Annotated in this window: 13 protein-coding genes; 8 read left to right on the forward strand and 5 right to left on the reverse strand. The window is 67.9% G+C overall.

Annotated features, from left to right (window positions below; translation table 11 throughout):
• The first annotated feature begins 26 nt into the window (after positions 1 to 26).
• Positions 27 to 1,583 (forward strand): AbgT family transporter, encoded by a 1,557-nt coding sequence (locus tag E0500_RS03750; protein WP_131571068.1) that lies wholly within the window; start codon positions 27 to 29, stop codon positions 1,581 to 1,583.
• Here the strand turns inward: E0500_RS03750 and E0500_RS03755 are convergent.
• A complete protein-coding gene (locus E0500_RS03755) occupies positions 1,567 to 2,052 on the reverse strand; it encodes an ATP-binding protein (protein ID WP_181586857.1) in 486 nt (161 codons plus the stop codon). The genes E0500_RS03750 and E0500_RS03755 overlap by 17 nt on opposite strands.
• A 163-nt stretch (positions 2,053 to 2,215) precedes the next feature.
• Between E0500_RS03755 and E0500_RS03760 the strand changes: the two genes are divergently transcribed.
• The 4 genes from E0500_RS03760 to E0500_RS03775 are packed head-to-tail and all read left to right on the forward strand — an operon-like array spanning position 2,216 to position 5,113.
• Complete coding sequence (locus tag E0500_RS03760) at positions 2,216 to 3,127, forward strand: Scr1 family TA system antitoxin-like transcriptional regulator (protein WP_309504894.1); 912 nt, start codon at positions 2,216 to 2,218, stop codon at positions 3,125 to 3,127.
• Between the two features lie 11 nt (positions 3,128 to 3,138).
• Entirely contained in the window at positions 3,139 to 3,420 is a 282-nt protein-coding gene (locus E0500_RS03765) for a DUF397 domain-containing protein (RefSeq protein ID WP_258572607.1), read from the forward strand.
• A gap of 8 nt (positions 3,421 to 3,428) precedes the next feature.
• Entirely contained in the window at positions 3,429 to 4,226 is a 798-nt protein-coding gene (locus E0500_RS03770; RefSeq protein WP_131570938.1) for a hypothetical protein, read from the forward strand.
• Positions 4,227 to 4,282: 56 nt separating this feature from the next.
• Positions 4,283 to 5,113: a helix-turn-helix domain-containing protein gene (locus E0500_RS03775; protein ID WP_131570940.1), complete on the forward strand. Its 831-nt coding sequence runs from the start codon at positions 4,283 to 4,285 to the stop codon at positions 5,111 to 5,113.
• Here the strand turns inward: E0500_RS03775 and E0500_RS03780 are convergent, their stop codons facing one another.
• A complete protein-coding gene (locus tag E0500_RS03780) occupies positions 5,114 to 5,566 on the reverse strand; it encodes a hypothetical protein (RefSeq protein WP_258572608.1) in 453 nt (150 codons plus the stop codon). It abuts the gene before it with no gap.
• 465 nt (positions 5,567 to 6,031) lie between these two features.
• Here E0500_RS03780 and E0500_RS03785 point away from each other — a divergent pair, with 465 nt between their 5' ends.
• Positions 6,032 to 7,027, forward strand: coding sequence for a zinc metalloprotease (locus E0500_RS03785; protein WP_131570943.1), 996 nt, complete (start codon positions 6,032 to 6,034; stop codon positions 7,025 to 7,027).
• A 113-nt stretch (positions 7,028 to 7,140) separates the two neighbouring features.
• On the opposite strand, the gene E0500_RS03790 is transcribed toward E0500_RS03785, so the two are convergent.
• Positions 7,141 to 7,785, reverse strand: coding sequence for a TetR/AcrR family transcriptional regulator (locus E0500_RS03790; RefSeq protein ID WP_258572609.1), 645 nt, complete (start codon positions 7,783 to 7,785; stop codon positions 7,141 to 7,143).
• A 154-nt stretch (positions 7,786 to 7,939) separates the two neighbouring features.
• Between E0500_RS03790 and E0500_RS03795 the strand changes: the two genes are divergently transcribed.
• Together E0500_RS03795 and E0500_RS03800 are read left to right on the forward strand one after the other, a co-directional pair.
• Positions 7,940 to 8,887 (forward strand): ABC transporter permease, encoded by a 948-nt coding sequence (locus E0500_RS03795; protein WP_131570949.1) that lies wholly within the window; start codon positions 7,940 to 7,942, stop codon positions 8,885 to 8,887.
• Positions 8,888 to 8,894: 7 nt separating this feature from the next.
• The gene (locus tag E0500_RS03800) at positions 8,895 to 9,725 is read left to right on the forward strand and encodes an ABC transporter ATP-binding protein (protein WP_220140739.1); all 831 of its coding nucleotides are present in this window, start codon (positions 8,895 to 8,897) and stop codon (positions 9,723 to 9,725) included.
• 137 nt (positions 9,726 to 9,862) lie between these two features.
• On the opposite strand, the gene E0500_RS03805 is transcribed toward E0500_RS03800, so the two are convergent.
• Both E0500_RS03805 and E0500_RS03810 read right to left on the reverse strand, forming a co-directional pair.
• On the reverse strand, positions 9,863 to 10,969 hold the full coding sequence (locus E0500_RS03805; RefSeq protein ID WP_309504897.1) for a glycosyltransferase: 1,107 nt from the start codon (positions 10,967 to 10,969) through the stop codon (positions 9,863 to 9,865).
• Positions 10,966 to 13,998, reverse strand: a complete 3,033-nt coding sequence (locus E0500_RS03810) for a bifunctional glycosyltransferase family 2 protein/CDP-glycerol:glycerophosphate glycerophosphotransferase (protein WP_181586858.1) — start codon at positions 13,996 to 13,998, stop codon at positions 10,966 to 10,968. The genes E0500_RS03805 and E0500_RS03810 overlap by 4 nt, the downstream gene beginning before the upstream one ends.
• Positions 13,999 to 14,056: the final 58 nt, after the last annotated feature.

A 14,056-nucleotide genomic window follows, 5' to 3' on the forward strand; every position in this document is an offset into this window, starting at 1 on the left:
CACCTCGGTAAAGGAGCCAGAAAGAGATGATCTCCACCTCAGAGAAACTGCACAGACCCCAACAGCTCACTCGGTTCCTGGGCGGAGTCGAACGGATCGGCAACAGATTGCCTCACCCGTTCTGGCTGTTCTGGATCCTGTCAGCCGTCGTGGCCTGTACCAGCGCGATCATGGCCTCAGCCGGCATCTCGGTCATAGACCCGGCGACCGGCGATCCGTCCCCGGTCAAGAACGCGCTGTCGGTCGATGCGATCCGTGAGCTCGCGCTCGGGGCCGAAGAGTCGTACCTGACCTTCGGGCCGCTGGGCACCCTACTGATCATCATGCTCGGCATCGCGATCGCAGACCGCTCCGGCATGCTCGAATCGCTGGCCCGCCACACTCTGGGCCGCGTCCGCCCCAGCCATGCCGTCTTCGCGGTCTGCGTGGCCGGGGCGATGTCAAAGTTCCTGTCCTACAGCGCCTACGTGATTCTCGTCCCCCTGGCCGCCCTCGTCTTCAAGGCGGTCGGACGGTCCCCCATGCTGGGCATGATCGTGGCCTTCCTGTCGATCAACGCGGCGGGCGACGCCAACCCGTTCATCGCTCCGAGTGACGTCGTCTTCGCCAAAATCGCCACCGAGGCCGCGCACATCGTCGATCCCGACGCGGTCGTCCGCTCCACCGACAACACGTACTTCACCACCGTCTCCGCCGTAGTACTCGCGATCGTGCTCACCGTGGTCACGGAGAAAGTCCTGTCCAAGCGCGAGCACGAACTCGTGCCCGACGACGACACCACCGGGCCGACCACGGGCGCCCGGCCCGGCTCCGTCCCCGACGACGTCGAACTCCGTGCGCTGCGTTGGACCGGCATCGTCGCCGCGGTCTTCCTCGGACTGCTGGCCGTCGGGATGATCCCGACAGGCTCCCCCCTGCGCGGTGAGAACGGCGCCATCCTCGACTCCACGCTGTTCAACGGCATCGCGCTGGTGCTGAGCCTGTTCTTCCTGGTCATCGGAGCCACCTACGCCTACCTGACAGGCAGGCTCACCAGTTCGTCCGACCTCCCCAACTTCATGGCGGACGGGATCAGGTCGATCTCGCCGCTCCTCGTGCTCTTCTTCGCCGTCTCACAGTTCCTCGCGCTGTTCCAGTGGACCGGCATCAGCACCGTCGTCGCGGTAGGAGGAGCGGAGGGCCTGGAGAAACTGAACGCTCCGGTCTTCGTTGTGCTCATGATCCTCATCGTCGGCATCGCCCTGCTGAACCTGCTGATCACGAGCGGGACCGCGCTGTGGGCCCTCATCGCTCCGGTGATCATTCCCATGACCATGCTCATCGGGGCCAACCCTGCCACGGTCATGGCCGTCTACCGGATCGCGGACTCCTGCACCAACTCCATCACCCCGATGAGCGCGACGTTCGTCCTGACCGTCGGTTACCTGCAGACCTATCAGAAGAAGGCAGGAATCGGCACCTTGGTGTCATTCACACTTCCTGCGGCTCTGGCGATGATGGTCGCCTGGATCGCATTGTTCGCCATCTGGTACGCCTTGGGCCTGCCACTGGGACCGGGCTCCCCGGTCACTCCCGGATCTTGATCCGCCGGCTCGTCCCTGTTGCACAGTGGCAAGTTCCCACTGGCGTGCGGGAACAGGGTCCCCCGCCATTGGTTTCCTTGCCCAGTTCGAACCAGACTCCCTTCCCCTCGCTTCCGTCGAGCCCGAGGCATGGTGCCGGTAGCTCGGTTCCCCAGCGGCCCTCCGTGAGCGCGTCGACGATCCAGAGTCCGCGGCCCGATTCACCGTCGTAGCCCTCGCGGAGGGAAGGGGGTGTGCGGTCCTCGTCGTAGACCGTGACGCGGACCGCCTCGCACTCCGCGGTGAGGAGTAAAACGGCACCCGTTCCCTTCGCGTGGACACAGGAGTTGGTGACCAGCTCGGAGGTGCAGAGGGTCGCGTCGTCGACAAGGGCGTCCAGCCCCAGGGCACTCAGGACGGAGGTCACGAAGTCGCGGGCGATACGGGGAGTGGTGTCCAGCGGTGGACACCTGAGGGTGTATTCGGGCACGACTGATCGACTCCTTTAGGAGGAGGGAGAGGCAACTGGTGCTGGGGGGTACGGGAGTTGAGGCCCAACAAGGCATGATGACCAAGAGTGCCACCTACGTCACAGACCGTACGGCTTAACCTGGTGACGGCACAACCTGAAGCCGGAGATTGGCCACGTTCCGGTGACCCTCAACTCGCGTGCGCGGCATACTCGTCAGCCGAGCGACCAGGAAGAGAGCGTCATGCCCCCTAGGAGCACCCCAACCGCCCGGCAGGAGCGCCTGGGTGCCGAACTGCGCAAGATCCGCGAGAGTGCGGGGGTGACAGCTCGTGCGGCCGCCGCGCTCCTGGGCACGAATCCCATTCAGCAGAGCGCCTACGAAGCCGGTCGCAGCGGGATCAGCGAGGACCGCATTCGCCGCTTGGCCACGCACTGCGCATGCGACGACGCGGCGTACGTCGATGCCTTGGTGAGCATGGCGAATGAACGCGGTAAGGGGTGGTGGGAGGAGTACCGGGGAGTCGTTGCTCCCCAAGGGCTCGACATCGCGGAGTGCGAGCAACACGCCACCCGCATCCGCACCTTCCAAGTCGCCCATGTCCCAGGCTTGTTGCAGACCGAAGACCACATGCAGGCCATGTTCGGCTACATGTCGTCAGATGTGCCCAAGCGAGACCTGGAGGCCTTTGTGGCGTTCCGCGCTCAACGGCAACAGGTCCTCGCAGGTTCATCCGGAACGCCGTACGAAGCGGTCATCCACGAAGCGGCTCTCCGCATCCGCGTGGGTGGTCGCGACACGGCTCGGGCCCAGCTGAAGCAGATCCTCGAACGGTCGGAGTTGGACAACGTGAACGTGCGTGTTCTGCCCTTCGACACAGAGGACTTCGCCGGGAGCGGGTACTCGATGCTTTATCTGCACGGCCCCGTTCCCCAACTCGACACTGTGCAGACAGACACGGGCCATGACCCCGAGTTCTTCGACGCCGAGTCGCGTTTGAGGCAGTACCGAAAGCGTTATGAGCGAGTGATGATGGCAGCTCTCCCGCCTGCGGAATCCCGAGACCTCATCAGCCGCATCGCCCGCGAACTGTGAAGGGAACCACCATGCAGAGCCCCCTCCACTGGCAGAAGTCGTCCTTTTCTGGCGCCGATTCGGGCGACACGTGCGTCGAACTCGCCGCCAGACCCATCGACCCCACCGCGATACACCTCCGCGAAAGCGACCACCCCACCACCCACCTCACCACCGGCCCGGCCCCCTCCACGCCCTCCTCGCCGCCCTCAGGGCCGGCCCCGTTGGGTGACCCACAGCGCGCCCTCGCACCATCTTCGGCTCCGCCGTCGCGCGCTGTCCCGATCTTGAGGGCGCACAGCCCTGGTGCTTGACTTGCCCGGTGACTCGTATCGAAGGAGCAGACGCTCTCGAAGAGCTCGGCCCGGTGGTCAGCCGACACGTGGTGGATCACCGGAAGCGGTGGGTGAACGCGGGCTGGGCCCTGTTCATAGCCGTCCCCTCAGGCTGGCTGGGAGTGTGGGGTGTGTCCGCGACGGGCGACGGCTCGCCCGGCAGCAACAAGGCGATCGGCTTGCTGCTTGGCCTCGCGCTGGGCGCCGTGGCCATCGCGGTGACCCAGATCACGCGGGCCGTGCGCGGCGAGCCCGGGGAGTATTTCGAGGTGCGGCAGCGCGGCCTGGTCCACGGGTCCCGGCGCGGAGCCGCGGGCTGGTCCTGGGATCGCGTCACCTCGCTCCGTGTCGAGGGCGATGCGGTGAACTCCCTCGCGACCCGGCTGGGCAACGGGTACCGCATCGTCATCAGCCTGGAAGACGGTCATCAACTCCGGGCGGACGGTCTCACCGGAGGCGCTGCGGACCTGGGGCGCGCCCTGCTGACCCGATGCACGCATGTCGCCCTGGTCCCCCGTGTGCCCTGGTACGGCAGGACGGCGGGCGGCTGGCTGCTGGCCGGGGCCGCAGCGTGCGTGGCAGCGGTCGCCGCGCAGATCCTGTACATCGCGGACCACCCGGACAAGGAACACAAGGTCTCCACCGCACTCGGCATGGCCGTGGTGAGCTCCGAACCGGGCATCAGCGACACGGGCTACGCCTTCCTGACCATCGGCATGCTGGTGTGCGCCGTCGCCGCCGTCTGCTTCGTCATCGCCTTCGTACGGGGCCGGGCATACCGGTGAACCTGGTGACACGCGGTATGTGAGCGCCCCGTCCTGGTTGAATTACTGTCAGAGCCATGACTGCTCCACATGGCAGGACTGCCAACGACCCTGCCGTAGGGACCCTGCTGAGGGGCTGGCGTGAGCGACGCCGGATCACTCAGCTCGAACTGGCTTTGAAGGCCGAAAGCTCGGCACGTCACATCAGCTTCATCGAAACCGGACGCGCCAAGCCCAGCCAGGCCATGGTGGTTCGCCTCGCGGAACACCTCGACGTTCCCGTGCGGGAACGGAACGCACTGCTGTTGGCAGCCGGCTATGCGCCGGCCTACCCCGAAACCCCTCTGGCGGCTCCGGCGATGAACGCCGTACGGTCAGGTCTCGACAACCTGCTGGCCGCGTATGAGCCCAACCCCGCCTTGGTGGTGGACGGCACCTACAACGTCGTCGCCGCCAACCGCGGCGTGCAGGCCCTGCTCGGGGGACTCCCGGAGCATCTGCTGACCCCGCCGATGAACGCCATGCGGCTCACCCTGCATCCGCAGGGGCTGGCTCCCCGGATCCGTAACTTCGGCGAATGGCGCGCGCATCTCCTGGAGCGGATCAAACACCAGATCGCGCTGCGCGCCTCGGACGAGCTACGCCGTCTCTACGACGAGCTGATCGCCTATCCGGCCCCGAACCATCACGGCACCGACGAGGCAGCCGCCGACGACCACCGCAACTCCCCCACGGACTACGCCTTCGCGCTGCCGTTTCAGCTGGAGCTTGAAGGTCAGCCGCTCTCTTTCATTTCGACGATCACTACGTTCAACACCCCCATGGACGTGACCGTCTCCGAGTTGGCGGTGGAGGCGTTTCTCCCCACCGACTCGAAGACGGCCATGTTTCTTCAGCAGCTCGCCTGATCAGCGGTTCCGCCCGATGTCCGCGCGGCCCCGGCGCAGAGCCGTGTACTGCAGGACGGCGAATCCGCCCACCGTCCCCGCCTGCATGGGGATCCAGATCCAGCCTGCGGTGCTGGGCTCGTCGAGCCAGACGGTCAGGGCGACGACACTGAGAATCGCCCAGAGAACATTGGCCTCGATCACGGCCTGCACCAACGGCACCGCCGGGCGTGGACGCCCGGCCAGGTACCCCACCCCCGCCGCGTACAGCACCAGGAAGGCGCCGAGCCCCAGCAGGAGCCCGCTTCCCACCCCGAGCAGCCGCCCTATCGGCCCTGAAGCCACCAGGTAGGCGAGCCCGTTGACGCCGGTGACAGCGGCATCCAGGGCGAGGAATCGGCGCAGCCAGACCACGGCGGCGGTCTCCTCTGTCCTGCGTGTCCCGGCCGGTGAACGAAGTTCTGCCGTCGACATGAAAGCAACCTCCTTGGGAGTGATAGCGGGTTGAGGCCCGGAGCTCCTTCGGAAGATCACGATGCTGGACCGCTCACGGAGTGTCGATTACCGCCGAGGTAATGCGGGGCCAGAACCCCCGCCCGCGCATGATGCATGCGGCTACACACCCACGTGCTGTCAAGAGCCAGTTCCAGCCACATCCTGCCAGCCTGAAAGGCTGTTAAGAGGAGATCACAACGATCACGGCGGGTATGCGCGGCGCATCCCGAATCCAGACACACCACCCGCACGGGCCGCCCCCCGCGTTACGCCGTCGTCACAGATCCCGGGGCACGAAGGGTCTCGATCTTCGAATCGCCCCTGTTTACCCCCGCTTTGATTGGTCTTGATCAACGCTCCTGCGGATTCGGCATGTCCACGTAATCTCCGCCGTGGCCAGGAAGAACCCTGCGCTTCCTCCCTTCGCATCCGCTAGGAGTCAACATGCGTGCGCTCGCCCGGATATCCCCCCTTGTAGGCAGACGCCTGCTCGGCACGGCCGTTGTGGCCGGAACCCTGATGCTCGCCCCCCTCTCGGCGCCGACCGGAATCGCCGCGGCCAGGACGACGGCCACCACGGCCGCCGAGTGCGCTGACACCGCAGGCGCCTCGGCCCGTGAGGCACGCCCGGCACCGGGCAAGGACGTCGCGGAGCCGAACGAGATCAGCGAGGCCAAAGCCCAGGCCATGAACGCGGATCTGAACAAGAGGCTGGACAAGCTGCGCGCGAGCGGCCGCGGCCTGTCCGCGACGGCCGCCTCCGCCACCATCCCGGTGTACTTCCACGTCATCCACGACGGACCCACCGGACAGCTCAGCTCGGCCGACATCAACGCCCAGATGAACGTGCTGAACGCCGCATACGCCGGCCAGGGCAGCGGCAACAACGACACCGGCTTCCAGTTCACCCTGGCGGGCACGGACTACACCGACAACTCCGCCTGGTACAACGTCGGATACGGCTCCACGACCGAGAAGGCGATGAAGTCCGCCCTGCGCAAGGGCGGGGCCGACGCGCTCAACATCTACACGGCCAACCTCGGCGGCGGCCTGCTGGGCTGGGCCACGTTCCCCAGCGAATACGCCGCCAACCCGTCCATGGACGGCATCGTCATCCTCGACGCCTCGCTGCCGGGAGGTTCGGCGACCAACTACAACGAGGGCGACACGGCGACCCACGAGGTCGGCCACTGGGCGGGTCTCTACCACACCTTCCAGGGGGGCTGTAACGGCCAGGGCGACTACGTCACCGACACCCCGGCCGAGAAGAGCGCCGCCTACCAGTGCCCGATCGGCCGCGACACCTGCGCCCGCGACGCCGGTGCGGACCCGATCCACAACTTCATGGACTACACGTACGACTCCTGCATGTACCAGTTCACCGCGGGCCAGGTGACGCGGATGCAGCAGAGCTGGGCCGCGTACCGCGCCGCAGGCTGAGCCCGGTGACGCCCTAATACGCCGAATACACCGAGTAGTAGCCGAAGGGAGTTTCGCCCTTCGGCTACTCGGCGGTTTCAAGACAGCCTGGCGGAGCCGGATCAGTCGAATCCCTACAGCGCCCTGAGCGCCGCCGCCGTCGCCCTCGCCAGGCTCGCCAGGTACTCCTTCGGCAGCTTCGGGCCCCGTACGACCACCGCGCGCCAGTACAGCGGACCGGAGATCAGGTCGAGAGTCAAGTCCTCGTCGACCCCGTCGCGCATCTCACCGCGGGCGACCGCCGCCGCGACGATGCCGCTCGCCACGCTCTGCTGGCCCTCGCGCAACGCCTTCTGCATGGCCTCGGCGATCTCGGGGTTGCGGGCCGCCTCGGCCTGGAGGTCGGGGATGATCTGGCCGGCCACCGGATGGCGCAGGGCGCGGGACGTGACCTCGTACAGCAGTCGCAGGTCGCCCTCCAGTGAACCGGTGTCCGGCATCGGCAGGCCCTGGACCGCCACCGCCGAGACCAGGTCCAGGACCAGGTGGAGTTTCGAGCGCCAGCGACGGTACACCGCCGTCTTGCCGACTCCCGCGCGCCGCGCGATGCCCTCGATGGACATACGGCCGTAGCCGACCGCCGCGAGCTCCTCGAAGACCGCGGCCCGGATGGCCTCGGTCACGTCCTCACGGAGCACGGCCGCCCCGGCGGGGGCCCGGCGGCGCGGCTGCGGAGGCCGCGCCGACTGCGTCTCGGGGGCGTCGGCGTTGGAAGTCATGCCGACCAGCATAGGGCGTCACGACGAAACGGTTGCGTTCCGACGTCACTCGACATACGCTCGCGTTACGACGATACGGTCCCGTCCCGACGTAAGAAGGGTGAGCCCCAGTCCCCCTTCGTCACGGGATACCCCCCAACCGAAAGCAGCGGATGTGAGCAGCCAAGCCCTTCACACACCGCCGACCGCCACGCCCCAAGCGCAGGCACCAGCACCGGCCCCGGCGCCGGCCACCGAGTCCCCCGCGCAGCTCGCCGCGCGGTACGGCCTCAGCGTCAGCGGCGCGCGCCCCTCCCTGCCCGAGTACGTACGGCAGCTGTGGGCGCGCCGGCACTTCATCACGGCGTTCGCCACGGCCAAGCTCACCGCGCAGTACAGCCAGGCGAAGCTCGGCCAGGTCTGGCAGGTGGCCAATCCGCTGCTCAACGCGGCGGTCTACTACTTCATCTTCGGAGTACTGATGGGCACCAGCCGGGGCGTGCCGGACTACATCCCGTTCCTGGTCACCGGTGTGTTCGTGTGGACGTTCACCCAGAGCTCGATCATGGCGGGGACACGGGCCATCTCCGGCAGCCTCGGACTCGTCCGCGCGCTGCACTTCCCGCGCGCCGCGCTCCCGGTGTCGTTCGCGCTCCAGCAGCTCCAGCAGCTGCTGTTCTCGATGGCCGCGCTCGTCGTGATCCTGCTCGCCTTCGGGGTGCCGGTCTCCGCGTCCTGGCTGCTGATCGTGCCCGCGCTCACGCTCCAGTTCATGTTCAACGCCGGAGTCGCGATGATCATGGCCCGGCTCGGCGCGAAGACCCCGGACATCGCCCAGCTGATGCCGTTCGTGCTGCGCACCTGGATGTACGTGTCGGGCGTGATGTGGAGCATCGACAAGGTGCTCTCCCACCAGGACCTGCCCCACTGGGTGCACCTCGTGCTGCAGTGCAACCCGGCAGCCGTCTACATCGACCTCATGCGGTTCGCGCTGATCGACAGCTTCCACGCGAGCCAGCTCCCCCACCACGTGTGGGCCATCGCCGTCGGATGGGCGCTGCTCGCCGGGGTCGGCGGGTTCATCTACTTCTGGAAGTCCGAGGAGACCTACGGCCGTGGCTGACACCACCCTGACCCGCCCGCACGAGACCGCACAGGACGCGGCCCCCGCCGGGCAGGCCCCCACCGAACCCGTCCCCACCGTCATCGCCGACCGCGTCGACATCGTCTACCGCGTCAACGGCACGGGCGCGGGCCGCGGCACCGCCACCGCCGCGCTCAACCGCATCCTGCGCCGCAAGAAGGCCGAGAAGGCGGCGGGCGTGCGCACGGTGCACGCCGTGCGGAGCGTGTCCTTCACGGCGTACCGGGGCGAGGCCATCGGGCTCATCGGAACGAACGGCTCCGGCAAGTCCACGCTGCTGAAGGCCGTGGCCGGACTGCTCCCCGTGGAGAACGGCCGCATCTACACCGACGGCCAGCCCTCCCTCCTCGGCGTCAACGCGGCCCTGATGAACGACCTCACCGGCGAGCGCAACGTCCACCTCGGCGGTCTCGCGATGGGCATGTCCCGCGAGCAGGTGAAGGAGCGCTACCAGGAGATCGTCGACTTCTCCGGCATCAACGAGAAGGGCGACTTCATCACGCTGCCGATGCGGACGTACTCCTCCGGGATGGCGGCGCGGCTCCGGTTCTCCATCGCCGCCGCGAAGGACCACGACGTGCTGCTCATCGACGAGGCCCTCGCGACGGGGGACCGCTCCTTCCAGAAGCGTTCCGAGGCTCGTATCCGTGAGCTGCGCAAGCACGCGGGCACGGTGTTCCTCGTCAGCCACAACAACAAGTCGATCCGGGACACGTGTGACCGGGTGCTGTGGCTGGAGCGGGGTGAGCTCCGCATGGATGGGGCGACGGAGGAAGTACTGAAGGAGTACGAGAAGTTCACCGGTGGGAAGAGGTAGCTCGCGTCGCAGAAGAGCTCGGGGGGAACTGTCGTGTGGCGGCTGCGGGTTCGTTGTGGCTTGTCGCGCCCACGCGGTGGAGCCGCACAATGTGACAGCCCCGCGCCCCTTTCGGGCGCCCCCTCGGCCGAGAAAGCTCACCTCTCCAAGAACCCGAACAGCTCCTCCCAGCGCCGTACGATCTCGTCCGTCGTGTAGCGCTGGATGTTGACGCGGGCCGCGTCGCCCATCCGGTCCCGCACCCGTTTGTCCGACATCAACGTGTCCAGGCGGCGGGCGAGTTCACCCGTGTTCCCGGGGGCGGCCAGCAGGCCGTCCTCGCCGTCACGGACGATCTCGTGGACGCCAGGGGCGCAGTCGAAGGCCGCGCACGGGACGGCGGAGGCCATGGCCTCCATCAGGGCCAGTGGGAAGCCCTCGCCCCTGGAGGACTGGACGAAGACGGAAGCGCCGCGCAGGGCGCCGGGCACGTCGCTGGTACGGCCCATCCAGGCCACCGAGTCGTCGAGGCCCAGCGCGGTGCACTGTTTGCGCAGGGCCTCCTCGTCCTCGCCGGAGCCGTAGATCCGCAGGGTCCAGTCGGGATGACGCGGCGCGACCTCCGCCCAGGTGTCGAGGAGCATGTCGATGCCCTTCTGGTCGTGCAGCCGGCCGATGCTGATGACGGCCTTCTCGGTGCGCGGGGAGGGTTCGGCGGGTATGAAAGGCAGCGGGTTCGGCATGAAGGATGTGTTGTTGAGGCCCTGGCCGATCCACAGGTCCGCGTCCTCCCGGGTGAGGACGAGCATGCGGTCGACATTCTCGTAGTGTTCGAGGACGCGCCGGAAGCGCGAGCTCTTCCTGCTGTACTCGTACGACTCGTGGCTCATCCCGATGACGGTCAGGCCGGTCGTGTCGGCGAGTTCCACCCACTCCATCGCCCACACCTGCGTGACGATCACGATCGCGCCGGGGCGCGCGGCCCGGAAGAGCGACGTGAGGCGGGCGGCCTTCTCGCGCATGCTCGTGTCCCGGGCGCGGCCGAGGCGCGGGGGCGGGCCGTCGTACAGCGTCGTGGTCGGGTACGGGAGGTCGCCCAGGTCCATCGCGATCTCGGGCGGAGTGATGCCGAGGACGTGCACGCGATGCCCGCGCCCGGTGAACAGCCGGGCCATCTGGTGCGACCAACTGGCCACTCCACCCAGCTCGTTGACGCTGTTGGCGACGAGGAAGACGTCGCGCGGCGGATACGGATACGGGGTCACGCTCGCCTCCACTGAGCGAAGAACTGGTCGACGACGCTCTCGGCGGCATGCCCCTTGTCGTACTCGCCGAAGTCGGCGACGAACCGCCGGCGGGCCCCGGAGTACTTGGCCGACTGTTCCTGAAGGGAGCCCAGCGCGGCGTACAGGTCGTCCTCGGTGCGGACGACGGGGCCGGGGGCTCGTTCGAGCAGGTCGAAGTAGGTGCCGCGGCCCTCGTGCACGTACTCCTCGTAGTCGTACGTGAAGAAGAACATCGGCCGGTCGAGGAGTGCGTAGTCGAACATCACGGACGAGTAGTCGGTGATCAGCCCGTCGGCGAGGGACAGGAGGGGTGTCACGTCGTGGTGGGACGACACGTCGACGACCCGTCCCCGGACGGACGGCGGGAGGACGACGTGGTTGAGGTAGTGGGAGCGGACGAGGAGGACGTACCGGTCTCCGAAGGTGTCGGCGAAGCGCTCCACGTCGAAGGGCAGCTCGAAGCGCCGCAGCCCGCGCCGGCGGAAGGTGGGGGCGTAGAGGAGGACCTTCTTGTCCTCGGGGATGCCCAACTCGGCGGCCAGCGGCCCCCGTCCGGGTGTCTCCCGAGCCGTCGTCTCCCGGGCCGTCGCCTCCCGGGCCCTGACGAGCGCGTCGTTACGCGGGTAGCCCACCCGTAGCAGCGTCTTCTCCTTCAGGCGGAAGGCGCGTGCGAGGGTGCGGACGTCGTGCTCGGAGCGCACCAGGAAGCGGTCGAAACGGTCCAGGGTGCGCTGTTGTTCGGCCTGCTCGGTGCGGGAGCGGAGCTTCCACTCGGGCTCGTCGAAGCCCATCCGCTTGAGCGCGGAGCCGTGCCAGGTCTGGATGTACGTCGTCCCGGGCCGCTTGGTGAGCTTCAGCGGGTAGCTCTGGTTGTCGATCCAGAACTCGGCGCGGGCCAGGGCCTTCAGGTACGGCAGCGACCAGCGGCGGACCAGCACGGCGTCCTCGGGAAAGCCCTCCGGCTTGTCCGCGTAAGCCCACACGGCCTCGAACTGAAGGCCCTGGCGGCGCATCTCCTCGTAGATCGCTCGGGGACTGTCGCTGTACTGGCGGCCCAGGTGGCTCTCGAAGACGACCAGACGCTTCTTCACGGGCAGCCGGCTGAACGCCTCGTGGTAGACGCGGATCTTGGTGTCCCCGGAGGCGAGCGTCTTACGCACCGCCCTGGCCTTGCGGTAGCCGGACTTGGCGAGCCGTCCCGGAGCGCCGTGGATGCCGCGCTCGACGAGGACGTTCGCCTTCTTGTCGGGGACGAGCCGGAAGGCGAGGTGGCCGCGGGAGGATATCTCCGGTTCGATGCGGTCGGCGACCAGCCGGGTGAGCCGGGGACGGACGGGCAACTGCCCGGTGACGAGGCCGGGTTCGGAGGCGGTGAGCCGGGTGGTGGTGCGCACACCGTCGACGTGGAGGTGGAGCCGTACGTCCCACACGGCGTCCACTATGCCGACGGGGCGCAGCCCTCGCGTCAAGTCGACGGCCGCCTCCCAGGCGATGGTCTCGCCCTCGTGCCGCAGCGTGGCCACGGGGAAGCGGAACACCTGGAAGCGGACGCCCTTGCGGCGCGCGGCGAACTCCAGCTCACCGGCGAGGCGGGCACCGGACGGGACGACACCCAGCGGGTTGGTGATGCGCCCGGCGAGGCGGACCGTGCCGCCTACGCCACCGTACGGCCCCTGGTACGAGGTCAGTTCGTTGCGCAGGTACATCTTCTCGACCGGCCTGGTGTGATAGCCGAGCTCGGTGACGTCCAGGACGCGGCGGGCAAAAACCCCGCCGTCAACCCCGCCGTCGGGGTCGTTGGGGTCAGCGGGGTGAGTGGGGTGAGTGGGGTCAGTGGGGTCAGTGGGGTTGTCGAGGTGCTCGGCGCACCAGTAGATCCGGCCGTCGCGCTCGACGAGCGGCGAGGAGATCTTGTCGCGGTTGGTGAGCGTGTCCACGGCGGGCAGCAGGTTGTCCCAGTCGCTCCTGAGCAGCAGATAGGCGCAGATGGCGTGGATGGGCTCGATCTCGTCGTACGCGGCCGGGTCGATCGACTCCAGGTACGCGCGGGCGATCGCGGCGAACTCCTGCCGGTAGGCGGCGTCCCGGAACGGCAGGTCGCGCAGGTGCAGCACGAGGTCGTGCTTGAGGAACTTGACGTCCTTGTGGAACTTCAGCTCCGCCAGGCCCCGGTCGACGAGCAACTGGTCGACCCGGCGGTGGATCTCCATACGGTGGGTGAAGTTGGCGATCTCGGCCCGCCGGTTGCTGATCGACTTCGTGGCCGCCTTGTCCGCCTCGCCCGCCTTGCCTGGTTTGTCGACGACGTTCCAGTCGTAGACCCGGTTCGGTATGAGCGTGATGCGGCGCGCGGCCGCGTACGCCTGCGCCGAGAAGAGCAGGTCCTCGTAGTGGATGCCGACGGGGAACTCCAGGCGGTTGTCCAGGAGGAAGTCACGCCGGTAGCACTTGTTGGTCGACAGGGTGTCGAAGACCAGCAGGTCGGGCAGTTCGGAGATCGAGTCGAGGGTGCGGGTGCGCGCGTACAGCCACGGGTACCACTTGACCTCCTTGCCGCTGCGCGCGTCCACGTGGACGCGGACGCAGAGCCCGGAGACGAGGTCTGCTCCGGTGGCCTCGGCGGCCTCCAGCATGTTGCGGCAGGCGTTGCGCTCCAGCACGTCGTCGCTGTCGAGGAACATGACGTGGTCGCCGCGCGCCTGCTGGATGCCGTGGTTGCGGGGGGCGCCGCAGCCGCCGCTGTTCTCGGGCAGCCGGTGGGCCCGTACGCGGCCGGGGTGCTCGGCGGCGAGGCGCCGGGCCACCTCGTACGAGCCGTCCGTGCTCCGGTCGTCGACGATGACGACCTCCACACCGCGCAGCGTCTGGTCCAGCACGGAGCGCACCGCCGCGGGCAGCCTGGCCTCGTCGTTGTAGACGATCACGACGACGGAGACGGCGGGTGCGGCGGTGTGCGGTGCCTCGTGCGGTCCCTCGGACCCCGGAGAGGTGTGCGGATCCACGTTCATCCCACTTCATCGTAGACATACCGTTTGGCCCGGCTGTGGGGTGTAGTCCCCTTGCGAA

It is taken from the genome of Streptomyces sp. KM273126 (assembly GCF_004337435.2).
GTDB lineage: Bacteria > Actinomycetota > Actinomycetes > Streptomycetales > Streptomycetaceae > Streptomyces > Streptomyces acidicola.